Raw genomic sequence first — 25024 nt, 5'->3', positions numbered from 1 at the left:
CGGCGTCCCCTGCGACCCGTGACATGATGACGCCCATGGGCAAGCAGCAGGACGTCGGCGGGACCGACCGTCGCAGTGGGTCGGGTGCCGCGGCGCAGGAGGCGACGGACGGTGGGGTCGAGGCCCGGCTCGCCCTCGCGCAGGACCCCGGCACGGCCCATCTGACCCTGATCGACCTGGCCGCCGACCCGTCGCCGGTGGTCCGCCGGGCGGTCGCCACCCGGGCCGACGCGCCCGCCCAGGCGCTGCGTCCGCTGACCCGCGACCCGGACCGTGAGGTGCGGGAGGCGGTGGCGAGGAACCCCGCGACCTCGATCGCCAACCTGCTGCGCCTGGTCAAGGACGCCGACCGGTGGGTCCGCTGGGCGGTCGCCGGCAATCCGGCCTGCGACGAATCGGTGCGTCGGGTGATGGCGCAGACCGCGGACAAGGAGCTGCGTGGTCTGCTCGCCGAGTCGCGGGAGCTGGAGCCGGAGCTGGCCGCGCGGCTGGTCGACGACGTCTCACCCGAGGTGCGGGAACGGCTCGCCACCCACACCCACGACCCCGAGGTGATCACCGCCCTGCTGGCCGATCGGACGGCCCGGGTACGCAAGGGGCTGGCCCGCAATCCGCGGACCACCGCTGTGCACCGCGGCGCGCTCGCCCGGGACCCGGTGCCGGACGTCCGCGCCGCGTTGGTGCTGACCGTCGAGTTGGACGAGGCGGATCTGCGCGGCCTGGTCGACGACCGGTCGGTGCAGGTGCGGATGGCGGTGGCGACGTCGGAGTTCGTCCCGCCGCACCTGCGGCAGGTGCTCGCCGACGACCCCGACGAGATGGTGGCCGGTGCGGCCCGGGAGTTCCGCCCCGGGGCGGCGACCTCCCCGGTGGTACGCGCGCCGCGCGTCGGTCACCGGGCCGGGACGCCCGGTCGCGGCCGGTCGGGCGACGCCCGGCGCTGAGTCCGGCCGGTGCCGAGTCCGGCCCGTTCCGCCGTTCCCGCCTGCGGCGGCCCTGTGCTTCCCGCCTGCGGCGGGCCCTGTGCTCCGACGTCGCTCTGGTGGAGGTCGTCGGTGGTTGTGACCACGGGCGTCGCCGCCGGTATTCCCGGCGACGGCTGGTGGCCGACGGATCTCGGGCGGATTGATCGGGGTGGCTCTCTTCGTTTCCTTCCGACCGGACGGTAGCATTGTGTGGCTGTACTCGGGATAGGAGGCCACCAATGACGCGCGCGACGTCTCGCCCGGAGTCGACCCGACGCCGGCAACGCTGGCCCGACGGGTACGACCCGGAGAACACCCGTAACTCGTTGATCACCAGTGCGCTGGGGTTGATCGAGCAGCGTGGCTTCGACCGCACCTCGGTGCAGGAGATCGCCGACCAGGCGCAGCTCACCAAGGGCGCCTTCTATCACCATTTCGCCAGCAAGGACGACCTGCTGCGGCACATCCAGGAGGAATACCTCGAGGCGCAGCTCGCCGCGATCCAGAAGATCGAAGCCGACAGTGACGACCCGACCGTACGGGTACGGGAGCTGATCCGGTTCAGCCTCACCAGCGTGGCCGAGTACCGGGCCCACGTGACGATCTTCTACCAGGAGCGGCGGTATCTGACCGGGGACCTGTTCGCCGAGGTGACCCGCAAGCGTGGCCTGGTGGAGGCCGCCTTCGCCGGGATGGTCGCCGACGGTGTCGCCCGGGGGGTGTTCCGCGCGGACGTCGACCCGCGTATCGCCACCTTCGGGCTGGTCGGCATGTGCGCCTGGGCGTACCAGTGGCTCAACGTCGGTGGTCCGCTCAGCGTCGACGAGGTGGCCCGCCAGTTCGGCGCGATGGTGCTGGAGGGGCTGACCGCCCGGCCCGGCAGCTGACCCGGTGGGTGGTCGGCCCGGGTCGCCGGCCCGTAGACGCCGCCGTGAGGCGGGACGGCTCGTCGGCCGGGTGCCCGCAGGTGGTTGATCGTCAGCCGGCGAGCAGTTGGCGGGCCATGACGATGCGTTGGACCTGGTTGGTGCCCTCGTAGATCTGGGTGATCTTGGCGTCGCGCATCATCCGCTCGACCGGGTAGTCGCGGGTGTAGCCGTAGCCGCCCAGCAACTGCACCGCGTCGGTGGTGATCTCCATCGCCGCGTCCGAGGCGAAACACTTCGCCGCCGCCCCGAAATAGGTCAGGTCCGCGTCACCACGCTCGGACTTCCCGGCCGCCGCGTAGGTCAACTGGCGGGCGGCCTCCAGCTTCATGCCCATGTCGGCGAGCATGAACTGGATGCCTTGGAACTCCGCGACCGCCTTACCGAACTGCTTGCGCTCCCGCACGTAACCCTTGGCGTAGTCCAGGGCCCCCTGGGCGATCCCGACGGCCTGCGCGGCGATGGTGACCCGGGTGTGGTCCAGGGTCCGCATCGCGGTGCCGAACCCGGTCCCCGGCTCACCGATGATCCGGTCCGCCGGGATGCGCACGTTGTCCAGGTAGACCTCCCGGGTCGGGGAGCCCTTGATGCCGAGCTTCTTCTCCGGAGCACCGAAACTGACCCCCGGGTCGGACTTCTCCACCACGAACGCGGAGATCCCCCGCGACCGCGCCGCCGGGTCGGTCACCGCGAACACCGTGTAGAACTCGGAGACGCCGGCGTTGGTGATCCACCGCTTCACCCCGTTGAGCACCCAGTGATCACCATCACGCACCGCCCGTGTCGTCATCGACGCCGCGTCACTGCCCGCCTCCGGCTCCGACAGACAGTACGAGAACATCCCCTCACCGGCGGCCACCGGCGGCAGGTAGCGACGCCGGAGTTCCTCGGAGCCGGCCAGCAGCAGGGGCATCGTGCCGAGCTTGTTGCCGGCCGGGATGAGGGCCGACGAGGCGCAGGCCCGCGCGACCTCCTCGATGACGATGGCGGTGGCCAGGGCGTCCGCGCCGGCACCGCCGTACTCGACGGGGATGTGCGGGGCGTGGAAGTCGGCGGCCCGCAGCGCGTCGTAGGCGGCCTGCGGGAACTCGCTGTTCTCGTCGGCGGTGGCGGCGTGCGGCGCGACCCTGGCGTCGCACACCGCCCGGACGGCCTCCCGGACCGCGTCGTGCTCCTCGGGCACCTGGTACGCCTCGAACACCACAAACCCCCTAGTCAACAAGCTGACGTCGATAATACCAGCCGGTCGGTATGTAAAGCATCCCTTGAGTTGCCCGGTCCGACAGGGTTAGATACCCACCAGTCGGAATGTGGGAGGCCGGATGACCCGCGCGGTCCGGACAGGCATGGACTTCGTCTCCGCGCTCGACCGGGGCAGCCTCGGTGGCCTCGCCCGGTTGTGCGCCGCCGATGCGACCTGGTGGGTGGACACCGGCCCCGACCGACGCGGCGGCGACCCGGTCCTCGCCCCGCACGGCAGCGGGCGCTTCCCGTTGCACGGCCTCATGCGGATGGACGACAAGCTCGCGTTGATGCGGTCCCTCGGCCCGAAGGCGTTTCCGACCGGCTGCCGGCAGATCCCGCGCCGGGTCATCGCCGGGGACGACACCTGCGTCATCGAGGTCGAGGGGTACGGCGTGCACGCCAGCGGCCTGGAGTACGCCAACCGCTACGGCTTCGTCTTCGACGTGAACCCCGCCGGAGCCGTCGTCGCGGTCCGGGAGTACCTCGACACCAGCCACGCGCAGCACGTCGTGGGCGGCGGCGCGGCCGTCGCCCGCAGCAGCCTCGACGACCGTCCGGCCCGCCGCGCGCCCGACCTTGCCGACGCGCCCACGGCACTGGTGACGGCGCTGGCCCCGTGGCCGGCGCTGGCCCGGGGCGACCTCGACGCGTTCGGTGCCCTCTTCACCGCCGACGCCACCTGGTGGACCGACTCCGGCCGCCGCCGTGACCTCGGCCGGCAGCACCGGTGGGGCGACCTCGACGCCAACGGGCCGTTGCACGGGCGGGTCACCATGACCGGCAAGCTCGCCGCGATGCGGGCGCGGCTGGCCGGCGGGGCGTACCGGTCGGCCGCCGTCGAGGTGACCGCCGAGCGGTGGGTCGTCGACGACACCCTGGTCGCCGTCGAGGCCCGGGGCGAAGCCACTCTCGGGGACGGCTCCCGCTACCAGAACCGCTACCTCTGGGTCGTCGACGTCCAGCCCGGGGGCATCGCCGAGGTCCGTGAGTACTGCGACACCCTGCACGTCGCCGACCTGATGGGCCACGACGCGGAGGTCGGCCGATGAGCCTGCCGTTCACCGACCTCAACCACGTGCTGACCACCACCCGGTCGGTCCGGCTGCGCCTCGACTACGACCGCCCGGAGCCGATCGGCCTGATCGGCGAGTGTCTGCAACTCGCGGTGCAGGCCCCCACCGGCGGCGGCGCCGAGGACTGGCGCTGGCTGGTCGTCGGCGACCCCGCCCGCAAGGCCGAGCTGGCGACGCTCTACCACGCCGCCTACCAGGAGTACGTGCACCAGCCGCTGCACAGCGCGGCGGGCACGGACAGCGACCTCGTCCGGGGCCGCCTCGGCGGTGTCGACGCCGACGGCACGGTCAGTGCCCGGACCGCACGCATCCTCGCCGGCGCCGAACACCTCGCGCGGAACATCGGCCGGGCCCCGTACCTCGTCATCCCCTGCGCGACGCGACCCGACCCGGCCACCGGCGGCCCCGGCACCAACTCCGCCCTCTACGGGTCGCTCTATCCGGCGATCTGGCAGTTCAACCTGGCGCTACGGGCCCGCGGGCTCGGCACGGTGATCACCACCCTGCACCTGCACCACGCGGCGTCCGTCGCCGCGCTGCTCGGCATACCCGACGGCGCGGTGCAGATCACCATGCTGCCCGTCGCCTACACCGTCGGCACCGACTTCAAGGTCGCGGCCCGGCGGCCCGTCGACGCCGTCAGCTATCTCGACCGGTGGGGGACGCCGTTGCCCTACCGGGACAAGCCCGTCGACCGCCTCACCGGAGAGGACCACGGATGAGCAGCGCAATGATCACCGACATCGACGAGGTGTTGACCACCACCCGGGCGGTGCGCCGCCGGATGGACTTCGACCGGCCCGTCGGCCGGACCGTCATCGAGGAGTGCCTGCGCCTCGCGCAGCAGGCACCGATGGGCTCCAACCTGGAGGACTGGCGGATCGTCGCGGTCGACGACCCGACGCTCAAACGGCAGCTCTCCGAGCTGTACACCGAGATCTGGGACGCCACCGTCGCGCAGCCCCTGGCCGACGGCGAGGCGGCCACCACCGCCCGGTTGTCGCCGGGCGTACGCGCCGACCCGCAGGCCCAGGCACGGCAGCACCGGGTCCTCACCGCCGTGAAGCACCTCGTCGACCACCTGGCGCGGGTACCCGTCCTCGTCGTGCTGTGCAGCACCAAGCCGATCCCGCAGCGGCCGGTCGGCGGCACCGCGTCCGGCTACTACGGGTCGATCTTCCCGTTCGCCTGGTCGTTCCAGCTCGCGTTGCGCTCCCGGGGCCTCGGCTCGGTGCTGGCCACCGCCATGGCGCACCGGGCCACCCGGGTACGCGAGGTGCTCGGCCTGCCCGACGACTGGCGACCAGTCACCCTCGTCCCGGTCGCCTACACCCGGGGACTCGACTTCCGTCCCGCCGCCCGGGCCGACCTCGCCGACGTGGCGTTCTGGAACGGCCCCACCGAACCGGCCGGATCGGCGACGCGATGAGAGCCGCCCACGTCCTGACACCCTGCGCCGACGACCCGGTCGGCGCGCTGCGCGTCGGCGACCTCGCCGCCCCGGCGGCACCCCCGGGCTGGGTGGACGTCGACGTCCGGGCCGGCGCGCTCAACATGCACGACCTGTGGACGCTGCGCGGCGTCGGCACCGCACCGCACGACGGGCCCCGGGTCATCGGCAGCGACGCGGCCGGGGTCGCCGGGGGTCGCGACGTGATCGTCTACCCGGTGCTGCCCACCGCGCCGAACGGCCGGACCGTCCCGCACGCCACCCTGCTCCCCGACGCCGGCCACGGTGTCCTCGCCGAGCGGATCGTCGTGCCGGCGGCACACCTCGTCCCCAAGCCGGCCGGGCTGAGCTGGGCCGAGGCGGCCAGCCTCCCGACGGCCTGGCTCACCGCGTACCGCATGTTGTTCACCAGGGCGGCGGTCGCTCCCGGGCGGGTGGTCCTGGTGCAGGGCGCGGGTGGCGGGGTCGCCACCGCCGCGATCAGCCTCGCCGTGGCCGCCGGCGCCACCGTCATGGTCACCTCCCGTTCCCCGGCCAAACGGGAACGGGCACTGGCCCTCGGCGCGGCCGTCGCCCTGGACAGCGGCGCGCGGACGCCGGAACTCGCCGACATCGTCGTCGAGACCGTCGGCCCCGCCACCTTCGCCCACTCGACCCGCTCCACCCGGGCCGGCGGCACCATCGTGGTGTGCGGCGGTACGAGTGGCTTCACCGCCGAACTGGACCTGCCGCGGCTGTTCGCCCGGGAGATCAGCGTGCACGGCGCGACCATGGGCACGCTCGACGAGTTCGTGGCCCTGGTCGGTTTCGTCGACACCCACCGCCTCCGGCCCACCGTCGACAGCGTCGTCGACCTCGCCGACATCCGCGTCCAGGCCGGCCGGATGCTCGCCGGCACCGGGTTCGGCAAGCTCTGCGTGAGCCTGACGTGACCTCCGTGGCGCTGACCCGGCGGGGGCCCGCACTCTGGGCGCGGATCGACCGTCCCGGGGCCGGCAACGCCTGCGACAGCACGGTGCTGGCCGGGCTCGAACGGTGGCTCGCCGCCGCGACCGACCCGGGCGTACGGGTGCTCGTGCTCACCGGCACCGGCCGCAGCTTCTGCGCCGGGGCCGACCTCGCCGAGGCCACCGGCCTGCTCGGGGACCTGCCGGCGCTGCTGACCCACCTCGACCGGGGCCGCCGCCTGGTACGCGGCATCCGGGCGGCCCCGGTGCCCACCGTCGCCGCGGTCAACGGGGCGGCCTTCGGCGGCGGCCTCGAACTGCTGCTCGCCTGTGATCTCGCGGTCGCCGCCGACAGTGCCCGCATCGGCGACCGGCACCTCGCCGCCGGGCAGGTCCCCGGCTGGGGGTCCAGCGTCCTGCTGCCCCTCGCCGTCGGCCCGGCGCTCGCCCGCCGCCTGCTGATCACCGGGGAGACCTGGTCGGCCGACGAGTGCGTACGCCGGGGACTGGTCAGCGCGGCGGTGCCCGACGATCACCTCGTCGGGCACGTCGACGCGCTGGCCGACGCGGTGGCCGCCCTCGACGCGACGGCGGTCCGGCGGATGCTGGGCCTCGCCCGCCCGGTGCCCGACGACGCGGCCTGGGACCGGGAGTGGGCGACCCTGACCGCACACGTCACCGCCCAGGCGGCCGCCCGCACCGGGTCGACGCCTCCGGCGGCGACCCCCGACTGACCCGTTCCGCACCGCGCCGGCCCGCCGGAGCAGGGCCGACACCCGTACCCACCACCCGAATTGGAGCACCCGGATGCGCACCACGAGGCGAACCACCATCGACACCCCCGACGAGCTGCTGGCACTGGTCGGCGCGGAGCTGGGGGTCAGCGCGCCGCAGGTGGTGACCCAGCAGCAGGTCGACCAGTTCGCCGACGTGACCGGGGACCACCAGTGGATCCACGTCGACGTCGAGCGGGCCCGGTCCGGGCCGTTCGGCAGCACCGTCGTGCACGGGTTCCTGACCCTGGCCCTCGTCCCCCGGCTGCTCGCCGACATCCTGGAGGTGCGGACCTTCTCGATGGGGGTCAACTACGGCCTGGACCGGGTCCGGTTCGTCCGGCCGTTGCCACCGGGTGTCGAGATCCAGGGCACCGCGACGCTGGTCTCGGCGACGCCGATCGCCCCGGCGGGGGAGGGCTCGGCCGCCGGGGTCCAGGCCAAGGCGTCGATCGTGGTGGAGTTCGCCGAGACGTCGCAGCCCTGCTGCGTGGCGGAGATCCTGTTCCGCTACCACGCCTGAGGCCGCCGACCGACCCGCACCCGGGCCGACCGGGTGCGGGCGTTCGCCCGGTCGCCGGCCGGCGCTCCTCCGGTTGGGCCGCCGGCCGGGGCTGACCCGGAAGGCCGCCGGCCGGGCTCACTCGGAAGGCCGGCGGCCGGGGCTCACTCGGTCGCCGGCCGGGACGGCGTGACGAACCGGCCCCGGTAGAACGACAGCGCCGGCACGTCGGTCGGCTTCAGGTGCACCTGGTCCACGTCGAGCAGGATGATCACGTGGTCGCCGCTGGCGATCACCTCGTCGCGCCGGCCGGCGAGGATCGCCGGGGTGTCGGGCAGCAGCGGCACCCCGTCGGGGCCGGGCACCCAGGAGACCCCGGCGAGCCGCTGCGCCCCGGTCAGGCCGGAGGTGGCGAACCGGCGGGCCACGTCCTGCTGGTCCTGGCTGAGGATGTGGATGGCGATCCGGTCGGAGCCCATCAGCACCGGGAAGCTCGACGAGAAGGTGGTGACGCAGAACAGCACCTTCGCCGGCTCCAGGGAGACCGAGGTGAACGAGTTGACGGTCAGCGCGGCGACGGCGCCCTCGGCGGTCACCGCGGTCACCGCCGTCACGCCGGTGGGGAAGTGTCCGCACACCTGGCGGAACTCGGCGGAGTCGAACAGGGGCTCGGCCATCATCGGTTCACCGCCGGGTCGCTGGAGTCGTGGTCGGGGCGGAGCCCGTCTTCGAGCTGGATGAGGCACAGGGTGTGGCCGCCGGGGTCCTTCACCAGGTGCAGCCGCCCGTGCGGGGTGTCGACCGGCCCGACCGTCGGTGATCCACCGAGGGCGGTCACCCGGGCCAGCGCGTCGTCCAGGGACGCGACGGCGAAGTAGGTGATCCACCTCGACGGGATGAGGTTCGGCCAGGCGTTGTCGAGTTCGAGGACCCCGGCGACCGGCACGTCCCCGAGCGTCAGGAGCGTGTAGGGCCGGGCGGTCGGGGAGTCGTCGCGCTGCCGGGTGGTGTAGCCGAACAGGGCGCGGTAGTAGGCCACCGACGCGGCGGGTTCACCGGTGTCCAGTTCGTTCCAGCACAGCGCGCCGACCGAGTTGACCGCCTGGACGCCGACGCGTGACTCCCCCTGGTAGAGGCCGAAGGCCGCGCCGAACGGGTCGACGACCGCCGCCCCGGTGCCCGCCGCCGGCAGGTAGCGGGGTGGCGAGACCAGCTCGCCGCCGAGCGTCACCGCCTGCCGTGCGGACGCGGCGACGTCGTCGACGGCGAAGTAGGTGAGCCAGCCCCGGGGCCGGTCGCCGTGCAGTGCGGCGGCGTCGGAGATCCCGGCGACGTCCCGCCCGTCGCGGCTGCACATCCGGTAGGTGGTGGCGCCGAGGCGTTCGGCCCGGACGGTCCAGCCGAGCAGCGCGCCGTAGAACGCCTCGGCCTGCTCCGGGTCGGGGGTGCACAGCTCCACCCAGACCGCCTCGCCGGGTTGGAATCGTGGTCTCATCCGGCTGCTCCCTGGGTGGCCGGGCCCGCGACGATCGTGCGGGCCGAGATGTCGTACGCCTGGTCGGCGGTGCCGGTGGTCAGGCTCGACTCGATCACCTCGACCACCGCCCGCAGGGTGGACCCCGGCACGGCCAGCAGGGTGTCGACGAGGTCGTCGACCGCCCGGTCCAGCTCGTCGGTGGCGACCACCCGGGCCACCAGGCCCCAGTCGAGGAGTTGGTCGGCGGTCGCCGTCGCCGCGCCGGTCAGCAGGTGGTAGGCGTGTGGCCGGGGCACCGACCGGGCGATCGTGTGGCCGACGCCGGCCGGCGCGAAGCCGTACCGGGCCTCCGGCAGGGACAGTTGGGCGTCGGCGGCGGCGACCGGCAGGTGTACGGCGCCGAGCAGGCCGACGCCGAACCCGATGATCCGCCCCCGGACGGCGGCGACGACGGGCACCGGCAGTTGCCGGATGCGCTGTAGTGCGGCGTCGCTGGCGCGCAGGTCGGCGGCGACGGTCTCCCGGGTGGCACCGGCCAGCGCGGCGAAGGAGGAGGTGTCCCAGCCGGCGCAGAAGTGCCGGCCGGCCAGGTCGAGGCGGATGAGCACGCAGCGCGCGTCGGCGGCGGCGGTCTCCAGGGTGTCGACGAGGTCGTGCAGCGTCGCGGTGTCGAAGCAGTTGCCGCGTGCCGCGTTGTCGTAGCGGATCCGGGCGAGGCGGCCGTCGTGCCCGGAGGTGCGGGTGATGGTCACCGCGGTATCATACATACCGGTCGGTATGAATACAACGGTGCTGGCCGGCGGCCCTGTGTCACGTGAATGTCACGAGCGGGATACCCGGCCGACCCGTTGACTTGATACCGGCTGGTCGGTACTTTGTGGCGAACGTCACCGCCGCCTCACGCGGAGACATGACGGGTCCATCGCAGTGAAGGACACCCATGATGATCATGAAATCCCTGCGCTCCCGGCGCTTCCTGGCATTGGCCGCCGCGCTGACCGTCGTGGGCGCCGGCCTCACCGGGTGCGGCGGCTCCGACTCCGACGACTCCGGCGCGTCGGGCACCGCCCCGATCCGGGCGCTGCTCGCCGCCCAACCGGCGACCCTCGACCCGATCGTCGGCGCGCGCTCCGCCCAGATCGTCTGGGCGACGATGCTCGAACCCCTGATCAACACCGGTAGCGACCTCGCGCCGACCAACACCGGCCTGGTCACGAGCTGGACCCGTACCGACGCCACGACCTGGACGTTCAAGGTCCGACCCGACGTCAGCTTCAGCAACGGCGAGAAGGCCGACGCGGCGGCGGTGGCCAACACCATCACGCTCACCCGCGACAGCGCGGCCTCGCAGCTCAAGTCGTACTTCGGCAACGTCACCGCGATCGAGGCACCCGACGCCACCACCGTCGTGGTCAAGACCAAGACCCCGCAGTACGACATCCCCGACCTGCTCACCACCGTCTACCTGGTGCCGCCGAAGTACTACCAGGAGAAGGGCTCGGAAGGCTTCGCCGCCGCACCCGTCGGCACCGGCCCGTACGTCTGGTCCGGCGCGAACGCCGGCCGGGACATCTCGGTCAAGAAGAACCCCGACTACTGGGGCACCAAGGCGACCAACGAGGGCGTCACCTTCACCTGGGCCAACGAGGCCGCCCAGCGGCTCGCGCTGATCCAGAGCAAGAGCGTGGACGTCTCCTTCGACCTGCCGCCGGCCCAGGCCAGCGCCGCCAAGTCCGCCGGCGTGGAGGTGGTCAGCACCGAGACCGCCATGAAGATCATCGCCTTCCTCGACTCCACGAAGGCACCGTTCGACGACCCCAAGCTGCGCGAGGCGGCGGCCCTGGCCATCGACCGCGACGCCATCGTCAAGGGCATCTTCGACGGCCAGGCGGTCGCCGACGCCGGCCTGCTCAACGTCAAGCCCGGTCAGCAGCCGACGCAGAGTGTCACCGCCGACGCCGCCAAGGCCAAGGAACTCCTCGGCGGGGCCACCCCGACCGTGCAGATCACCTACCCGGCGGCCCAGTACACCAACATCGAGGAGGTCTCCCAGGCCGTCGGTGGCAGCCTGGAGAAGGCCGGCTTCAAGGTCAGTTACGTGCCGCTGGACTACGGCACGCTGGTCAAGCGGATCGTCGGCCGCCAGGTGCCAGGCCTGTCGATCTTCGCCGGGGTGCCGAACGTCGCCGTGCCCGACTACTTCGTCAGCGGCTTCATGAAGACCAAGTCGATCACCGGCAACTGCCCCGACCCGCAGATCGACACCCTGGCCCAGCAGGCGCTGGAACAGAACGACGCCCAACAGGCCGCCCCGCTCTACGAGCAGCTCAACACGATCGGCGTGGTCCAGAAGCACTGCTACGTGCCGCTGTACCGGCAGGTGTTCAACTACGCGACCGGCCCCGGCGTCTCCGGCGTGGTGTTCGGCCCGCTGAACACCGTGGACTTCACGAAGGCGACCCGCTGACGATGTCCGAGGCAGCGGAGACGGGGGTGCCGGGCGACCTCGCCCGGCACCCCCGCACCCCGGAGTCGGACACCCCCGTGCTGGAGGTCGACGACCTCGTCGTCGAGCACCGCGACGGCGGCACCGGCGCGCTCTTCCGCGCCGTCGACCAGGTGTCACTGCGGATCGGGGCCGGCGAGAGCGTCGCCGTCGTCGGCGAGTCCGGCTCCGGCAAGACCACCCTCGCGATGGCCGCCACCGGGCTCGGCCCGCGCGGCCGGGGCGACATCCGACTGCTCGGCCACTCGCTCGCGGCGGTCAGCCGCACCCAACTGCGTCGGCTGCGCCCCGAGGTGCAGGTGGTCTTCCAGGACCCGCACGGCTCGCTCGACCCCCGCCAGTCGGTCCGCTCCGGGCTGCGGGAACTGCGGGCGCTGCAACCCGAACGGACCTCCTGGATCGACGACGCCGACCTGCTCGGCCGGGTCCGGCTCGCCCCGGACCTGCTCGACCGCTACCCCCACCAGCTCTCCGGGGGCCAGGCGCAGCGGGTCTGCATCGCCCGCGCGCTGCTGATGCGCCCCCGCCTCATCGTCGCCGACGAACCGACCTCCGGCCTCGACGTCTCCGTGCAGGCCGACGTGCTGGCCCTGCTACGGCAGATCCGGGCCACCACCGGCGCGGCGCTGCTGATGATCAGCCACGACCTGGCCGTGGTCCGTTCGCTCTGCGACGTCGTGCACGTGATGTACCGGGGCCGGGTCGTCGAGGCGGGACCCTGCGACCGGGTCTTCGGCACCCCCGAGAACGACTACACCCGCGAACTGCTCGCCGCGATGCCCGGCGCGCGCTGGAGGTCCCGCCGATGAAGGCCAGCACCGTACGCCGCGTCGGCGGCCGGCTCGCATCGCTGTTCGCCTCGCTGCTCATCGCGCTCAGCCTGGCGTTCCTGCTCGGCCGGCTCTCCGGCGACCCGACCGCCACCATCCTCGGCCCGATGGCCCCGCCCGAGCAACGCGAGGCGCTGCGCCACGAGCTCGGCCTGGACCTGCCCGTCGTCGTGCAGTACCTCGACTACCTCAAGGGCGTGTTCACCGGCGACCTCGGCCAGTCGTTGCAGTTCTACCAGTCCAACACCTCGATGATCGCCGACCGGCTGCCGTTCACCCTGCAACTGGTCGGTGCCGGCATGGCCCTCGCCCTGCTGGTCGGCATCCCGCTCGGGGTGCTCGCGGCCACCCGGGAGGGCACCTGGTGGGACCGGGGGGCCTCCACCCTCGCCCTGCTCGGCCAGTCCGTGCCGGTCTTCTGGTTCGGCATGATGCTGGTGGTGCTGTTCGCCGTCAAACTCGGCTGGCTGCCCGCCGGCCAGTCCGGCAGCCCGAAACACCTGATCCTGCCCGCGCTGACCATGTCGGTCTACCCGATGGCGCACATCGCCCGGCTCACCCGCGCGTCGATGAGCGACGCGCTGGCCGAGCCCTACATCGACTCCGCCCGCGCCCGGGGCATCAGCACCCGCCGGGTGGTGTGGCGGCACGCCTTCACCAACGCGATGATGCCGATCCTCACGATCGTGGTGCTCCAGACCGGCATCCTGCTCTCCGGCGCGGTCGCCGTCGAGTACGTCTACTCCTGGCCCGGTCTCGGCCAGCTCGCGTTGCAGGCCATCCAGTTCCGCGACTTCCCGCTGGTGCAGGCGATCGTGGTGTTCGGCGCGCTGGTGTTCGTGCTGCTGAACCTGCTCGTCGACGTCCTGCACTCGATCGTCGACCCGAGGGTGCGGTGAGCATGAGCCAACTCGAACTCGACCCGGTCACCGCCCCGGTGTCGCCACCGCGCCGGGCCGGCCGCCGGGCGCGTACCTCGGTGTTCTGGCTGGCCCTGCCGCTGGCGGTGACCGCCGTCGCGGTGTTCGTGCTGCCGCTGACCGGGCTGCTGCCCGACGGCGGCCAGGACCTCGACGCGACCCGCCGGCCACCCGCGTTCCTTTCCGGCGGCAGCTGGGCGCACCCCCTCGGCACCGACAAGCTCGGCCAGGACCTGCTCACCCAGTTCGTCTCCGCCGGCCGGCTGACCATCGTGATCGGCCTGGTCGGCGCGCTCGTCGCGATCGGCCCCGGCACGCTGCTCGGCCTGCTGGCCGGCTACTTCCGGGGCTGGGTCGACCGGGTCATCTCGATCCTCATCGACGCCCAGCTCGCTCTGCCGTTCATCCTGGTCGCCCTCGCCATCATCGCCAACCGGGGCAGCTCCCTGCCGGTGCTGTTCCTGGTACTGGCGCTCACCGGCTGGGCGGTGTGCGCCCGGGTCACCCGCGCGGCGACCCTGGCCATCCGGGAACGCCAGTTCGTCGTCGGCCTGCGCGCCGCCGGCGCGTCCGAACCCCGGATCGTCTTCCGGCACATCCTGCCCAACCTCGCCGGCACCATCGTCGCGCTCGGCACCCTCCAGGTCGGCACCGCGATCCTGGTCGAGAGCGCGCTGAGCTTCCTCGGCCTGGGCGTGGTGCCGCCGATGAACAGCTGGGGCTCGATGCTCGCCTCCGGCCAGGACGAACTGAGCCAGGCCTGGTGGATCGCCTTCTTCCCCGGGCTCGCCATCACCGTGCTGGTGCTCCTGGTCAACCTGCTCGGCGACGCGCTGCTCACCCACCACGACCCGCGGAAGAGGCGGCGATGAGCGCACTGCTGACACTCTCCGGACTGTCCATCACCGCCCGGCTCGCCGACGGCGAGCTGCGCCTGCTCGACGACGTCGACCTGGAGATCCGCCGAGGCCAGATCGTCGGCGTCGTCGGCGAGTCCGGCAGCGGCAAGACCACCCTCGCCCGCGCCGTCGTCGGGCTGCTCGACCGCAACGTCCGGGTCGACCAGGGCACCATCGCGGTCGCCGGTGAGCAGGTGGTGGCCCCCGGCGTCGACCGCACCGGCCGGGTCCGGGGCAGCGCCGTCGGCATGGTCTTCCAGGACGCGTCCCGGTCGCTGAACCCGCTGCTGAAGGTCCGCACCCAGCTCGCCGAGGTGCTGCGCCGCCACGTCCGGGACATCACCCGCGCCGAGGTGGAACGCCGCTCGGTGGAGGTGCTGGCCCAGATGCGCATCGACGACCCCGGCCGGGTGCTGGCCAGCTACCCCCACCAGCTCTCCGGCGGCCTGCGCCAGCGGGTCGCCATCGGGCTCGCCGTCGTCACCCGCCCCGCGCTGGTGATCGCCGACGAGTGCACCACCGCCCTGGACGTCACCACCCAGACCAAGGTCGTCGACCTGTTCCGCACCCTGGTCGACGAACTCGGCATCGGCCTGCTCTTCGTCACCCACGACCTGATGCTCGCCAGCGACCTGTGCGACCGGATCGCGGTGATGAGCGGCGGGCGGGTCGTCGAACAGGGCGACGCGCTGGCCGTGCTGGACCGACCGCAGCAGGAGTACACCCGACGCCTGCTCGCCGCCATCCCCTCGTGGAGCTGAAGGAGAACCCGCGACCCATGCCCGACCAACCCGGCATCGACGCCTACGCGGCCTACCTCCCGGCGTACGCGCTCGACGACACCAGGCTCGATCCGACCGCGCCGGCCCGTGCCGGCGGCCGTGCCCGCAGCGTAGCCGGCTACGACGAGGACCCCGTCACCATGGCCGTCGAGGCGCTGCGGCACGTCGCCGCCGACACCCCCGCCGGGCGGCACCTGCTGCTGGCCACCACCAGCGCCCCGTACGAGACGAAGACGTCCGCCGGGGTGGTCCACGAGGCGCTGGGCCTCGACCCCGGCGTCACCGCCCTCGACCTGCGCGGCCACCGGGCCGGCGCGTCCGCCCTCGACCTGGTCCTGCGGGGTGTCGCCACCGCGGCCCTGGCCGACGTGCGCACCACCCGCCCCGGGGCCCCCGACGAACTGGCCCAGGGCGACGCCGCCGCCGCGTTCGTCGGCGGCCGGCGGGCCGCCGTGCTCCTCGCCCGCGCCGGCCACACCACCGAACTGCTGGACCGCTGGCGGCTGCCCGGGGAACGGCACGACCGGGTCTGGGACGAACGGTTCACCGCCGAGATCCTCGTCGCCGCCGGCCTCGACACCGCCCGCCGGGCCCTGGCGCAGACGTCCCTCGACACCGTCGACCAGGTCGTCGTGTCGTCGTCGAACCCGCGTGCGGCGGCGGCGCTACGCAAGGCGCTCGGCGGCACCGGGCAGGACGCGACCGTCGAACGGGCCACCGGCTTCACCGGGGCCGCCCACCCCGGGCTGCTGCTCGCGGACGCCCTCGACGAGGCCGAACCCGGGCAGACCATCCTGCTGCTGTCGGCCACCGAGGGTGCCGACGCGTTCGTGCTGCGGGTCGGCGACGGGGTCCGCGCCGCCCGGGGCGGGCCGACCGTCCGCGCCCAGCTCGCCGCCCGGCAGCGCCTCGGCTACGGCCGTTACCTGCGCTGGCGGGGACTGCTCGACGTGCAGGGCCCGGCCCGGCCGGCCGCCCCGGCCCCGGCCGCCCCGCCCATGCACCGCCGGGCCGGCTGGAAGTACCGGCTGGAGGGCAGCCGGTGCGACGCCTGCGGCCGGGTCACCACACCCCCCGGCCGGGTCTGCGCCTCCTGCGGCACCGCCGGGTCCGGCACCGCCCCGGTGTCGCTGCGCGACCGCACCGCCAGGGTGGTCTCGGTGACCCGCGACCACCTGACGACCATGCCGGAACCGGAGGTCGCGATCGTCGTCGCCGACGTCGACGGCGGCGGCCGGCTCAGCGCGTACGCCACCGACGTGGCACCCGGCGACGTGGCGGTGGGGATGGCGATGGCCCCCACCTTCCGCCGGCTCTGGACCACCGACTCGATCCACAACTACTTCTGGAAGCTCCGCCCGGCACCCGCGGACGCCGCGCCAGGGAAGGACACCGCCGATGGCCAGTAGGCGCACCACCCACGACGTCGCGATCGTCGCGATGGGCTGCACCCCGTTCCGGGACCACTGGAACTCCTCCGCCGACGACCTGCTCGTCGACGCCGTGCAGGAGTGCGTCGGGTCGCTGCCCGACGTCACCCTCGGCGACGTCGACGCGTTCTGGGTCGGCACCCAGGGTTCCGGCCTGTCCGGGCAGACCCTGGCCCGCCCGCTGCGGCTGACCGGTAAGCCGGTGACCCGGGTGGAGAACTACTGCGCCACCGGCTCGGAGGCGTTGCGCAACGCGGCCTTCGCGGTCGCCTCCGGCGCGTACGACATGGTGATGGCGACCGGGGTGGAGAAGCTGAAGGACTCCTCGTACTCCGGGCTGTCGGCGGTGTTCCCACCCGCCGACGGCACCGACGTCGACTGGACCGCCCCGGCCGGATTCTCCCTGCTCGCCCCCGCCTACCAGGCGGCGTACGGGATCGACGAGCGACAGATGCGCGCCGCGATGACCCGGGTCGCGGTGAAGAACCACGCCAACGGCGCCCGCAACGACCGCGCCCAGTTCCGTCGGGCCGTGACCGCCGAGACGGTGGAGCGGTCCCCGCGCATCGCCGGGCAGCTCGGCGTCATGGACTGCTCCGGCGTCTCCGACGGCGCTGCGGCGGCGATCCTGGTCCGCGCCGAGGACGCCCACCGGTACACCGACAAACCGGTCTACCTGCGCGGGATGAGCTTCGTCGCCGGCTCCGGGGCCGGGCTGGCCGCCGACGGCTACGACTTCACCACCTTCCCCGAGGTGGTCACCGCCGCCCGTGAGGCGTACGAGCAGGCCGGGGTGACCGACCCGGCGACGCAGATCTCGCTGGCCGAGGTGCACGACTGTTTCACCCCGACGGAGGTGGTGCTGATGGAGGACCTCGGCTTCTCCGCCCGCGGCAAGGCGTGGCGGGACATCCTCGACGGCCGCTACGACGCCGACGGGGCGTTGCCGGTCAACACCGACGGCGGGCTCAAGTCGTTCGGCCACCCGATCGGCGCGACCGGGCTGCGGATGATGTTCGAGTGCTTCACCCAGCTGCGCGGGGAGGCCGGGCCCCGACAGGTGCCCGACGCCCGGCTGGCGGTGGCCCAGAACCTCGGCGGGCAGCCCGGTTCCTGCGTCGCGTTCGTGGCGGTCCTGGGGAACGAGCGATGAGCGCCCGGGTCACCCTCGACGGCCGGGTCGTCGTCGTCACCGGCGCGGGCAACGGCATCGGCCGGGCGCACGCGCTGACCCTCGCCGCCCGGGGCGCGTCGGTGGTCGTCAACGACCTCGGCGGAACGGTCGACGGCTCCGGTTCCTCAGGCGCCGCCGAACAGGTCGTCGCCGAGATCCGCGCGGCCGGCGGCACCGCCGTCGCCTCCACCGACTCGGTGGCCACCGCCGCCGGGGGTGCCGACCTGGTCGGCCGGGCCATCGACACGTACGGCCGGCTCGACGCGGTCATCCACAACGCCGGCATCCTGCGGGACCGGACGCTTGCCAAGATGTCCGACGAGGACGTCAGCGCGGTGCTCGACGTGCACCTGGCCGGGGCGTTCCACGTGCTGCGGCCGGCCTGGCCGCACCTGGTCGCCCAGGGGTACGGCCGGATCGTGTTGACCAGTTCGTCGTCCGGCCTGTTCGGCAACTTCGGTCAGGCCAACTACGGTGCGGCCAAGACCGGCCTGATCGGGCTGATGAACGTGCTCGCGCTGGAGGGTGCCCGCCGGGGCATCCTGGTCAATGCGATCGCGCCGACGGCGGCGACCCGGATGACCGAGAACCTGCTCGGCGAGTTGACCGACCGCTTCGACCCGCAGCACGTGGCCGCCGTGGCGACGTTCCTCGCCTCGGAGCAGTGCCAGCTCAACCGGCACATCCTCACCGTGGGCGGCGGCCGGGTCGGGCGGATCTTCCTGGGCGTCACCCCCGGCTGGTACGGCGGGCCCACCCCGGCCTCGCCCGACGACGTGCTCGGCGCCGTCGACGAGATCTGCCGACTCGACGACTTCATCGTGCCGGACAGTGGCGCCGACGAGGTCACCCTGATCCAACGGGTCCTCGGCGGGCCGTCCGGACCGTCCGCCTGAACCGCGAACCCCATCGGAAGGCAGGCATCATGCCGGTCAGCGAAGTGCACCACGTGGCCATGACCGTCTCGGACGTCGACCGTGCCGCGGACTTCTACGAACGCGCCCTGGGCTACCGCCGGACGCTGCGTACCGACGTCGGCGGGCCGGGGATCGAGGTGTCGCTGGGGTTGCCCGCCGGCACCACCGGCCGGGTCCAGTACCTCCAGGGCCCCAGCCGGGTCGGCCAGCTCGAACTCATCGAGTGGAACGGGGTGAAGACCCGTACCGCCACCGCCGGTCACCTGGAGTTGGGCACCTTCCTGCTCAGCTTCGAGGTGCCCCTGGACGAGCTGGACGACCTGCACCGGCGGCTGACCGAGTTGGGCGCGCAGTGCCTGTCCGCGCCGAATCGGGTGCTGCTGGACAACTACGGGTACATCACCGCGTTCGCCGCCCGCGATCTCGACGGCAACCTGCTGGAGTTCGTGTCGCTGCCGTCCCGGGAGGAGATCCTGGCCCGGCGGCGGGGGAGCGGCGACTGATGGGCGGCAGCAACTTCACCGAGACGCTGCGTCGCCAGGCGTTGCGCCGCGCCGACGCCGAGGCCCTGGTCGACGGGGCCGCCCGCTGGACGTACGCCGAGCTGGACGCCGACGTGGACCGGCACGCGGCGGCCCTGCGCGACGCCGGCATCGCCGACGGCGACCTGGTCGGGGTGCTCGGGCGCAACACCGCCACCTACGTCATCGAGTTGTTGGCGCTGAGCCGGCTCGGCGCGATCTCGGTGCCGCTGAACTGGCGGCTGCACGCCAACGAGCAGGCGTACGTCATCGACCAGGCCGGCGTCACCGGGCTGCTCTACGACGACGACTTCGCCGCCGACGCCGCCCGGCTGGCGGCCACGACCGGGCTGCGGACGCTGGTCGCCAACGGCGACACGGTCGTCGGCGACGCCCGACGGCTGGCCGACCTGCTCGCCGGTCAGCCGCCGGGCGTCCGGGTCGCCGACGCCGACAAGGGCCCCACCGACGTGCACCGGCTGCTCTACACCTCGGGCACCACCGCCCGCCCCAAGGGGGTGGTGCACACCTGCGGGAACCTCACCGCGAACCACTTCGCGCAGGTCCTCGAACTGGAGTTGACCGCCGCCGACCGGATCCTCGTCTCCGCGCCGCTGTTCCACGTCAGCGGGCTGGAGGCGCCGGGCCTGGCGACGTTCGTCGCCGGGGCGACGATGGTGCTCACCCCGACGTTCAAGCCGACCGACATCGCCCGGATCGCCGCGCAGGAGCGGATCACCGGCCTGGTGCTGGCCGCCCAGATCCTGTTCGGGCTGCTCGACCTGGACGACCCGCCGGACCTCGGTGCGCTGCGCTACCTGCTGTTCGCCGGGGTCGCGCCGAGCGTGCGGCAGGAGGTGAAGCGCCGGCTGCCGCACGTCCGCCTGATCGACACCTTCGGCATGACCGAGCTGTGCAACGGCGTCTGTTACCTCGACGCCGCCCACGAGCAGAGCAAGCTGGGCGCGCTCGGGGCACCGTTTCCCGGGGTGCAGATCCGCATCGTCGACGAGCACTTCCGGCCGGTCGGCCCGGACGTCGAGGGGGAGATCATCGTCCGGGGGGAGAAGGTGTCGCCCGGCTACTGGAACGACGACGAGGCCAACCGGCGCAGCCGGCGCGACGGCTGGTTCCGCACCGGCGACGTGGGGCGGATCGACGCCGACGGCTACCTGTGGTTCGTCGACCGCCGGGCCGACCTGATCAAGTCCGGTGGGGAGAACATCGCCAGCGCCGAGATCGAACGGGTCCTCGCCCAGCACCCCGACGTCGCCGAGGTCGCCGTGGTCGGGGTGCCCGACCCGCAGTGGGACGAGGTGCCCAAGGCGTTCGTCATCCTCCGTGGCGGCGCGAGCGCCACCGCCGAGGAGTTGCGCGCGCACTGCCTGGCCGAACTGGCCCGCTTCAAGGTCCCCCGGCACGTGCAGCTGGTGACGTCGTTGCCGCGCAACGACTCCGGCAAGGTGCTGAAGAAGGCGCTGCGTGAGGCGGCGGTGTCCGGGTGAGCACCGCGAACCTCGCTGCGATGCTGGCCGGTAACGCCCGCCGGTTCGCCGACGCCGACGCGCTCGTCTTCGCCGACCGCCGGTGGACCCACCGGCAGCTCGACGACGACGTCAACGCCCTGGCCGCCGGTCTGGCTACCGAGGGGGTACGCCGGGACGCCCGGGTGGCGGTCGTCGCGGACAACGTCCCCGAGTTCCTCATCCTCTGCCTGGCCCTGGCGAAACTCGGCGCGGTCGTGGTCCCGCTGAACTACCGGCTCACCGCGGGGGAGCTGGCCCGGTTGCTGGCGCACGCTCGGGTCGGGGCGGTCGCCACCGTGCCGGAGTTCGCCGCGCTCACCGCCGCCGCCCTCGCCGACCTGCCGCAGGTACGCCGGTTCGCGTTGGAGCCGATCGACGACGGCTGGACCGACGTGCGGGCGCTCGTCGCGGCGCACCGGGGCGCGCGGGTCGCCGACGCCGACCTCGACGACGCGGCCCTGCAGCGGATCGTCTACACCTCCGGCACCACCAGCCTGCCCAAGGGGGTGCTGCTCACCCACGGCAACGTGAACCGGAACATGCACGCCCAGATCGTCGAGCTGGGGCTGCGGCCGACGGACCGGATCCTCAACGTCGCGCCGCTCTACCACGTCGGCGGCACCGACCTGCCCGGCTTCGGTATCTGGCACGTCGGGGGCGCCATGGTGCTGCACCGCCGGTTCGTGCCGGCGGCGGTGCTGCGGGCGATCGAGACGGAACGGATCACCGGCATGGTGGTCGCGGCGACCATGCTGGACCTGGTCCGCCGCGAGCCCACCGCCGCGGCCGCCGACCTGTCGTCGGTCCGCTGGCTGATCTTCTCGCAGGTCACCTCGGCGCTGTTCGGGGTGGCCCGGGGGCTGTTCCCGAACGCCCGGCTGATCGAGGGGTACGGCCTCACCGAGACGTGCAGCGGGCTGACCTACCTCGACGCCGCGCACCAGGAGTCCAAGCAGGGGTCGGTGGGGCTGCCGGTGCCGTGGGTCCAGGTCCGGGTGGTCGACCCGGACGGTGCGGACGTGCCGGTCGGCGTGCCCGGTGAGGTGGTCGCGCGCGGGCCGAAGGTGAGCCCCGGCTACCTCGACGATCCGGCGGCGACCGCCGCCGCGTTCCGGGACGGCTGGTTCCACACCGGTGACATCGGCTGCTTCGACGCCGACGGCTACCTCTACATCCGTGACCGGCTCAAGGACATGATCCGCAGTGGTGGGGAGAACATGTCCAGCGCCGAGATCGAGAACGTGCTGGCCGACCACCCGCTGGTGCTGGCCGCCTCGGTGGTGGCCGCCCCGCACCCGGTGTGGCAGGAGGTGCCGGCCGCGTTCGTGGTGGCCCGGCCGGGGTTGACGCCCGAGGCGCTGATCGCGCACGCCCGGCAGCGGTTGGGTCGGTTCAAGGTGCCCAAGGAGGTCTATCTGGTGCCGGAGTTCCCCACCAACCCGTCCGGCAAGGTGCTCAAGCGTTCCCTGCGGGAGCTGCGCTCGACCCTGCGCCCGGACTGGACGTACGACGACGCCCGGCGCGACTGAGCCGGTCGTCGGGTCGGGCGGGCCGCCCCGGCGTCACCTGTCGGTGGCGGCGTGGCGGAGCAGGGCGAGGGTGTGCACCAGGGCGAACCGTCGGGTGCCCCGGCCCAGCTCGTCCCACGGCTTCTTCCAGGTCATCCGCCGGGCGACGTCCCACGCGGTGTCACCGTCGCGGGCCAGGCCCCGGACCGTCGCGACCTCGGCGCGGTGGAACGCGGCGAGGGCCTGCGCGCGGGCGGCGACGTCGCGGTAGGGGAACTGGTGGGCGGGGCAGGCGATGGCGGCCCCGAGGTCGCCGATGCGGGCCAGCGTGCCGAACAGGTCGGCGGCCGGGTCGTCGTCGGGGCGGCTGACGATGGCGAGTTGGGTGGGCCCCTCGGCCATCATCGTGTCACCGGTGAAGACCAGTCCCCGGGAGTCGACGTAGACGGTGTGGCCGTAGGTGTGCCCGGGAGCGGGCAGGGCGCGGACGGCCACGTCGCCGAAGCGGAATTCGGTGTCGTCGGCCACGGCCACGTCGAGCCGCAGGTCCTCCCGGTGCACGGCGACGGCGACCGCGTCGGCGTACATGGCGGCGACGACGTCGGGCGGGGCGCCGGTCAGGTCGAGTGCGGTGCGTACCTGCTGGAGGAAGGTGCCGCGCCGTCGGTGCATGGTGGCGAAGTCGTCGGCCGCGCCCATCACCACCCGCGCGCCGGAGGCGGCGCGTACCCGGTCGGCGAACCCGACGTGGTCGGGGTGGTTGTGGGTGAGCAGGACCGCCGTGATGGTGTCGACCCGCTGGCCGATGGCGGCCAGCGACCGTTGGAACGACGCCCAGCAGCTCGGGTGGTCGTAGCCGGCGTCGACGAGGACGGGACCGTCGCCGGTGGTGATCAGGAAGACGGTGATGGACCGCAGGGCGCTGCCGTGCAGGGGGACCGGGATGGCCCAGACACCGTCGACGACCTGGGCGGGGACCGGCACCTGGCGGGCCCGCCAACTGGCGGCGTGGGCGTCGATCGCGGGTCTGGACATCGTCGGGAGGCTCCCTTACTGTGGGACATCAACATACCGGATGGTCGGAATCTAGCTCAAGGAGTCCGATGAGCGAGGAGCGGACCGGGTTCCGGCTCTGGGCAGCCGCGGAACCGGACCTGTGCGCGATCGTGACCGCCGATGACCGGCGGATCTCCTACGGTGACCTGTTCGCCGAGGTCAACCGGATCTCGCACGGGCTGCGTACCCACGCGGGCCTGCGGCCCGGCGACACCGTCGCGGCGGTGATGACCAACAGCCCCGGCCTGGTCGCGCTCTATCTCGCGGCGATGCAGTCCGGGCTCTACCTGGTCACCCTCAACTACCACCTCACCGCGCCCGAGGTCGGCTACATCCTCGCCGACAGCGCCGCCCGGGTGGTGGTGGGCTCCGAGCGGGTCGAGGACGTGGTGGTCGACGCCGCCGGTGCCGCGCCCGACATCCAGGTCTTCGTCGACGGCACGCCCCGCACCGACCGGGCCCGACCGCTCTCGGCGCTCACCGCCGACATGCCCGCCACCAGCCCGGCGCAGACCCCGGCCGGGTCGCTGATGATGTACACCTCCGGCACCACCGGCCGGCCCAAGGGGGTCAAGCGTCCGCTCAGCGGCGTCGACGCGGACACCGGCGCGCTGACCTACGTCTGGTTGTTCCGGGAGTTCGGCATGGAGCGCGACGCGTTCGCGTCCTGGCTGGTGTCGGCCCCGATGTACCACTCGGCCAACATCACCCCGGCGATGGGCGCGCTGCACGCCGGCGGCACGATGGTGCTGATGGACGGCTGGACGCCGGAGGGCTTCCTGCGCCGGGTCCAGGAGCGGCGGGTCACCGGCACCAGCATGGTGCCGACCCACTTCTACCGGTTGCTGCAGCTGCCCGAGGTGGTCCGCGACCGCTACGACGTCTCCTCGCTGCGCTACGTGCTGCACGGCGCGGCACCCTGCCCGCGCGAGGTCAAGCAGCGCATCCTCGACTGGTTCGGCCCGGTGGTCTACGAGTACTACGGCTCGACCGAGGTCGGCACCACCGTCGCGCGACCCCACGAGTGGCTGGCCCACCCGGGCACGGTCGGCCGGCCGGCCTCGATCTCCACCCTGCGCATCCTCGACGAGCTGGGCAACGAGGTGCCCGTCGGGCAGACCGGCATCGTCTACATGCGCCAGGGCGACGACCGGGTCGAATACCACAACGATCCCGGCAAGACCGACGGCGCGCGCCGCGACGGCCTGCTGACCGTCTGGGACGTCGGCCACGTCGACGCCGACGGGTTCCTCTACATCACCGGCCGCGCGGCCGAGCTGATCCTGGTCGGCGGCGTCAACGTCTACCCGGCCGAGATCGAGGCGGCGTTGATCGGCCACGACTGGGTGGCCGACGTCGGGGTCGTCGGCACGCCCGATCCGGAGTTCGGCGAGGTTCCCCAGGCCCATGTCGTGCTGGCCGACACCGCGCCCGACCCGGAGGAGGCGCTGGCGGAGCTGCGCCGTTACCTCACCGAGCGGTTGGCCAAGCCGAAGCGTCCGCAGTCCTATGTCGTGCGCGACGCGCTGCCCCGCGACCCGAACGGCAAGCTCTACAAGGCCCGGCTCACCCGCGCCGGACAGGCCGGCGCGTGACC

General features: G+C 73.1%; 25 protein-coding genes. 20 read left to right on the top strand and 5 right to left on the bottom strand.

Annotation, left to right across the window (positions count from 1 at the left end):
• Positions 1-35 precede the first annotated feature (35 nt).
• Entirely contained in the window at positions 36-944 is a 909-nt protein-coding gene (locus AB0B63_RS13705) for a hypothetical protein (protein ID WP_208570611.1), read from the top strand.
• Between the two features lie 260 nt (positions 945-1204).
• The gene (locus AB0B63_RS13700) at positions 1205-1852 is read left to right on the top strand and encodes a TetR/AcrR family transcriptional regulator (protein ID WP_357018032.1); all 648 of its coding nucleotides are present in this window, start codon (positions 1205-1207) and stop codon (positions 1850-1852) included.
• Between the two features lie 91 nt (positions 1853-1943).
• Here the strand turns inward: AB0B63_RS13700 and AB0B63_RS13695 are convergent, their stop codons facing one another.
• Complete coding sequence (locus AB0B63_RS13695) at positions 1944-3092, bottom strand: acyl-CoA dehydrogenase family protein (protein WP_357018179.1); 1149 nt, start codon at positions 3090-3092, stop codon at positions 1944-1946.
• Between the two features lie 121 nt (positions 3093-3213).
• On the opposite strand from AB0B63_RS13695, the gene AB0B63_RS13690 reads away from it, so the two are divergent.
• The 6 genes from AB0B63_RS13690 (at position 3214) to AB0B63_RS13665 (ending at position 7902) form a co-directional block, all read left to right on the top strand.
• Positions 3214-4185: a nuclear transport factor 2 family protein gene (locus tag AB0B63_RS13690; RefSeq protein WP_357018029.1), complete on the top strand. Its 972-nt coding sequence runs from the start codon at positions 3214-3216 to the stop codon at positions 4183-4185.
• Positions 4182-4931, top strand: coding sequence for a nitroreductase family protein (locus tag AB0B63_RS13685; protein ID WP_357018026.1), 750 nt, complete (start codon positions 4182-4184; stop codon positions 4929-4931). Before AB0B63_RS13690 ends, AB0B63_RS13685 begins: the two co-directional genes overlap by 4 nt.
• Entirely contained in the window at positions 4928-5638 is a 711-nt protein-coding gene (locus AB0B63_RS13680; protein WP_357018023.1) for a nitroreductase family protein, read from the top strand. Before AB0B63_RS13685 ends, AB0B63_RS13680 begins: the two co-directional genes overlap by 4 nt.
• The gene (locus AB0B63_RS13675) at positions 5635-6591 is read left to right on the top strand and encodes a zinc-binding dehydrogenase (RefSeq protein ID WP_357018020.1); all 957 of its coding nucleotides are present in this window, start codon (positions 5635-5637) and stop codon (positions 6589-6591) included. Before AB0B63_RS13680 ends, AB0B63_RS13675 begins: the two co-directional genes overlap by 4 nt.
• Positions 6592-6596: 5 nt before the next feature.
• Positions 6597-7340 carry an enoyl-CoA hydratase/isomerase family protein gene (locus AB0B63_RS13670; protein ID WP_357018017.1) on the top strand — a complete coding sequence of 248 codons (744 nt, stop codon included), beginning with the start codon at positions 6597-6599 and terminating at the stop codon, positions 7338-7340.
• A gap of 73 nt (positions 7341-7413) precedes the next feature.
• Positions 7414-7902 carry a MaoC family dehydratase gene (locus AB0B63_RS13665; protein WP_219460746.1) on the top strand — a complete coding sequence of 163 codons (489 nt, stop codon included), beginning with the start codon at positions 7414-7416 and terminating at the stop codon, positions 7900-7902.
• 143 nt (positions 7903-8045) lie between these two features.
• Here the strand turns inward: AB0B63_RS13665 and AB0B63_RS13660 are convergent, their stop codons facing one another.
• Genes AB0B63_RS13660 through AB0B63_RS13650 form a run of 3 tightly spaced genes read right to left on the bottom strand, consistent with a single transcriptional unit; the run spans position 8046 to position 10110 of the window.
• Complete coding sequence (locus AB0B63_RS13660) at positions 8046-8561, bottom strand: flavin reductase family protein (RefSeq protein WP_357018014.1); 516 nt, start codon at positions 8559-8561, stop codon at positions 8046-8048.
• A complete protein-coding gene (locus AB0B63_RS13655) occupies positions 8558-9376 on the bottom strand; it encodes a VOC family protein (RefSeq protein ID WP_208566426.1) in 819 nt (272 codons plus the stop codon). The genes AB0B63_RS13660 and AB0B63_RS13655 overlap by 4 nt, the downstream gene beginning before the upstream one ends.
• Complete coding sequence (locus tag AB0B63_RS13650) at positions 9373-10110, bottom strand: enoyl-CoA hydratase/isomerase family protein (protein WP_208566425.1); 738 nt, start codon at positions 10108-10110, stop codon at positions 9373-9375. Before AB0B63_RS13650 ends, AB0B63_RS13655 begins: the two co-directional genes overlap by 4 nt.
• A gap of 191 nt (positions 10111-10301) precedes the next feature.
• Here AB0B63_RS13650 and AB0B63_RS13645 point away from each other — a divergent pair, with 191 nt between their 5' ends.
• From AB0B63_RS13645 to AB0B63_RS13595, 11 genes are read left to right on the top strand one after another with little or no spacing between them, the layout of a single operon-like run.
• Positions 10302-11825, top strand: coding sequence for an ABC transporter substrate-binding protein (locus AB0B63_RS13645; protein ID WP_357018010.1), 1524 nt, complete (start codon positions 10302-10304; stop codon positions 11823-11825).
• 2 nt (positions 11826-11827) lie between these two features.
• Positions 11828-12673 carry a dipeptide/oligopeptide/nickel ABC transporter ATP-binding protein gene (locus AB0B63_RS13640; RefSeq protein ID WP_208566423.1) on the top strand — a complete coding sequence of 282 codons (846 nt, stop codon included), beginning with the start codon at positions 11828-11830 and terminating at the stop codon, positions 12671-12673.
• Positions 12670-13593: an ABC transporter permease gene (locus AB0B63_RS13635; protein ID WP_208566422.1), complete on the top strand. Its 924-nt coding sequence runs from the start codon at positions 12670-12672 to the stop codon at positions 13591-13593. Before AB0B63_RS13640 ends, AB0B63_RS13635 begins: the two co-directional genes overlap by 4 nt.
• Before the next feature lie 2 nt (positions 13594-13595).
• Entirely contained in the window at positions 13596-14486 is an 891-nt protein-coding gene (locus AB0B63_RS13630) for an ABC transporter permease (protein ID WP_204926551.1), read from the top strand.
• Complete coding sequence (locus tag AB0B63_RS13625) at positions 14483-15274, top strand: ABC transporter ATP-binding protein (RefSeq protein ID WP_357018005.1); 792 nt, start codon at positions 14483-14485, stop codon at positions 15272-15274. The genes AB0B63_RS13630 and AB0B63_RS13625 overlap by 4 nt, the downstream gene beginning before the upstream one ends.
• A 17-nt stretch (positions 15275-15291) precedes the next feature.
• Complete coding sequence (locus tag AB0B63_RS13620; protein ID WP_357018002.1) at positions 15292-16704, top strand: zinc ribbon domain-containing protein; 1413 nt, start codon at positions 15292-15294, stop codon at positions 16702-16704.
• Positions 16694-17878: an acetyl-CoA acetyltransferase gene (locus AB0B63_RS13615; protein WP_208566418.1), complete on the top strand. Its 1185-nt coding sequence runs from the start codon at positions 16694-16696 to the stop codon at positions 17876-17878. The genes AB0B63_RS13620 and AB0B63_RS13615 overlap by 11 nt, the downstream gene beginning before the upstream one ends.
• Entirely contained in the window at positions 17875-18795 is a 921-nt protein-coding gene (locus AB0B63_RS13610) for an SDR family NAD(P)-dependent oxidoreductase (RefSeq protein WP_357017999.1), read from the top strand. Before AB0B63_RS13615 ends, AB0B63_RS13610 begins: the two co-directional genes overlap by 4 nt.
• Before the next feature lie 29 nt (positions 18796-18824).
• A complete protein-coding gene (locus AB0B63_RS13605) occupies positions 18825-19319 on the top strand; it encodes a VOC family protein (protein WP_067309619.1) in 495 nt (164 codons plus the stop codon).
• The gene (locus tag AB0B63_RS13600) at positions 19319-20842 is read left to right on the top strand and encodes an AMP-binding protein (RefSeq protein WP_357017996.1); all 1524 of its coding nucleotides are present in this window, start codon (positions 19319-19321) and stop codon (positions 20840-20842) included. The genes AB0B63_RS13605 and AB0B63_RS13600 overlap by 1 nt, the downstream gene beginning before the upstream one ends.
• Positions 20839-22392, top strand: a complete 1554-nt coding sequence (locus AB0B63_RS13595; RefSeq protein ID WP_357017993.1) for an AMP-binding protein — start codon at positions 20839-20841, stop codon at positions 22390-22392. The genes AB0B63_RS13600 and AB0B63_RS13595 overlap by 4 nt, the downstream gene beginning before the upstream one ends.
• A 33-nt stretch (positions 22393-22425) precedes the next feature.
• Here AB0B63_RS13595 and AB0B63_RS13590 read toward each other — a convergent pair whose 3' ends face one another.
• Entirely contained in the window at positions 22426-23406 is a 981-nt protein-coding gene (locus AB0B63_RS13590) for an MBL fold metallo-hydrolase (RefSeq protein ID WP_357017990.1), read from the bottom strand.
• 68 nt (positions 23407-23474) lie between these two features.
• Here AB0B63_RS13590 and AB0B63_RS13585 point away from each other — a divergent pair, with 68 nt between their 5' ends.
• Positions 23475-25022, top strand: a complete 1548-nt coding sequence (locus AB0B63_RS13585) for an AMP-binding protein (RefSeq protein ID WP_357017987.1) — start codon at positions 23475-23477, stop codon at positions 25020-25022.
• Positions 25023-25024 lie beyond the last annotated feature (2 nt).

Origin of the sequence: Micromonospora sp. NPDC049081 (assembly GCF_040648835.1) — a bacterium.
GTDB classification, from domain to species: Bacteria; Actinomycetota; Actinomycetes; order Mycobacteriales; family Micromonosporaceae; genus Micromonospora; species Micromonospora antibiotica.
Note: the sequence above shows the minus strand (reverse complement) of the source record. Positions and strands in the feature narration are given on the sequence as shown.

Excerpts from the sequence above, each read along its gene's own strand:
- AB0B63_RS13680 (WP_357018023.1), top strand. The coding sequence starts at position 4,928 with ATGAGCAGCGCAATGATCACCGACATCGACGAGGTGTTGACCACCACC.
- AB0B63_RS13605 (WP_067309619.1), top strand. The coding sequence starts at position 18,825 with ATGCCGGTCAGCGAAGTGCACCACGTGGCCATGACCGTCTCGGACGTC.
- AB0B63_RS13635 (WP_208566422.1), top strand. The coding sequence starts at position 12,670 with ATGAAGGCCAGCACCGTACGCCGCGTCGGCGGCCGGCTCGCATCGCTG.
- AB0B63_RS13615 (WP_208566418.1), top strand. The coding sequence starts at position 16,694 with ATGGCCAGTAGGCGCACCACCCACGACGTCGCGATCGTCGCGATGGGC.
- AB0B63_RS13675 (WP_357018020.1), top strand. The coding sequence starts at position 5,635 with ATGAGAGCCGCCCACGTCCTGACACCCTGCGCCGACGACCCGGTCGGC.
- AB0B63_RS13665 (WP_219460746.1), top strand. The coding sequence starts at position 7,414 with ATGCGCACCACGAGGCGAACCACCATCGACACCCCCGACGAGCTGCTG.
- AB0B63_RS13640 (WP_208566423.1), top strand. The coding sequence starts at position 11,828 with ATGTCCGAGGCAGCGGAGACGGGGGTGCCGGGCGACCTCGCCCGGCAC.
- AB0B63_RS13625 (WP_357018005.1), top strand. The coding sequence starts at position 14,483 with ATGAGCGCACTGCTGACACTCTCCGGACTGTCCATCACCGCCCGGCTC.
- AB0B63_RS13585 (WP_357017987.1), top strand. The coding sequence starts at position 23,475 with ATGAGCGAGGAGCGGACCGGGTTCCGGCTCTGGGCAGCCGCGGAACCG.
- AB0B63_RS13690 (WP_357018029.1), top strand. The coding sequence starts at position 3,214 with ATGACCCGCGCGGTCCGGACAGGCATGGACTTCGTCTCCGCGCTCGAC.
- AB0B63_RS13610 (WP_357017999.1), top strand. The coding sequence starts at position 17,875 with ATGAGCGCCCGGGTCACCCTCGACGGCCGGGTCGTCGTCGTCACCGGC.
- AB0B63_RS13600 (WP_357017996.1), top strand. The coding sequence starts at position 19,319 with ATGGGCGGCAGCAACTTCACCGAGACGCTGCGTCGCCAGGCGTTGCGC.
- AB0B63_RS13660 (WP_357018014.1), bottom strand. The coding sequence starts at position 8,561 with ATGATGGCCGAGCCCCTGTTCGACTCCGCCGAGTTCCGCCAGGTGTGC.
- AB0B63_RS13655 (WP_208566426.1), bottom strand. The coding sequence starts at position 9,376 with ATGAGACCACGATTCCAACCCGGCGAGGCGGTCTGGGTGGAGCTGTGC.
- AB0B63_RS13630 (WP_204926551.1), top strand. The coding sequence starts at position 13,596 with ATGAGCCAACTCGAACTCGACCCGGTCACCGCCCCGGTGTCGCCACCG.
- AB0B63_RS13685 (WP_357018026.1), top strand. The coding sequence starts at position 4,182 with ATGAGCCTGCCGTTCACCGACCTCAACCACGTGCTGACCACCACCCGG.
- AB0B63_RS13645 (WP_357018010.1), top strand. The coding sequence starts at position 10,302 with ATGATCATGAAATCCCTGCGCTCCCGGCGCTTCCTGGCATTGGCCGCC.
- AB0B63_RS13590 (WP_357017990.1), bottom strand. The coding sequence starts at position 23,406 with ATGTCCAGACCCGCGATCGACGCCCACGCCGCCAGTTGGCGGGCCCGC.
- AB0B63_RS13705 (WP_208570611.1), top strand. The coding sequence starts at position 36 with ATGGGCAAGCAGCAGGACGTCGGCGGGACCGACCGTCGCAGTGGGTCG.
- AB0B63_RS13620 (WP_357018002.1), top strand. The coding sequence starts at position 15,292 with ATGCCCGACCAACCCGGCATCGACGCCTACGCGGCCTACCTCCCGGCG.
- AB0B63_RS13700 (WP_357018032.1), top strand. The coding sequence starts at position 1,205 with ATGACGCGCGCGACGTCTCGCCCGGAGTCGACCCGACGCCGGCAACGC.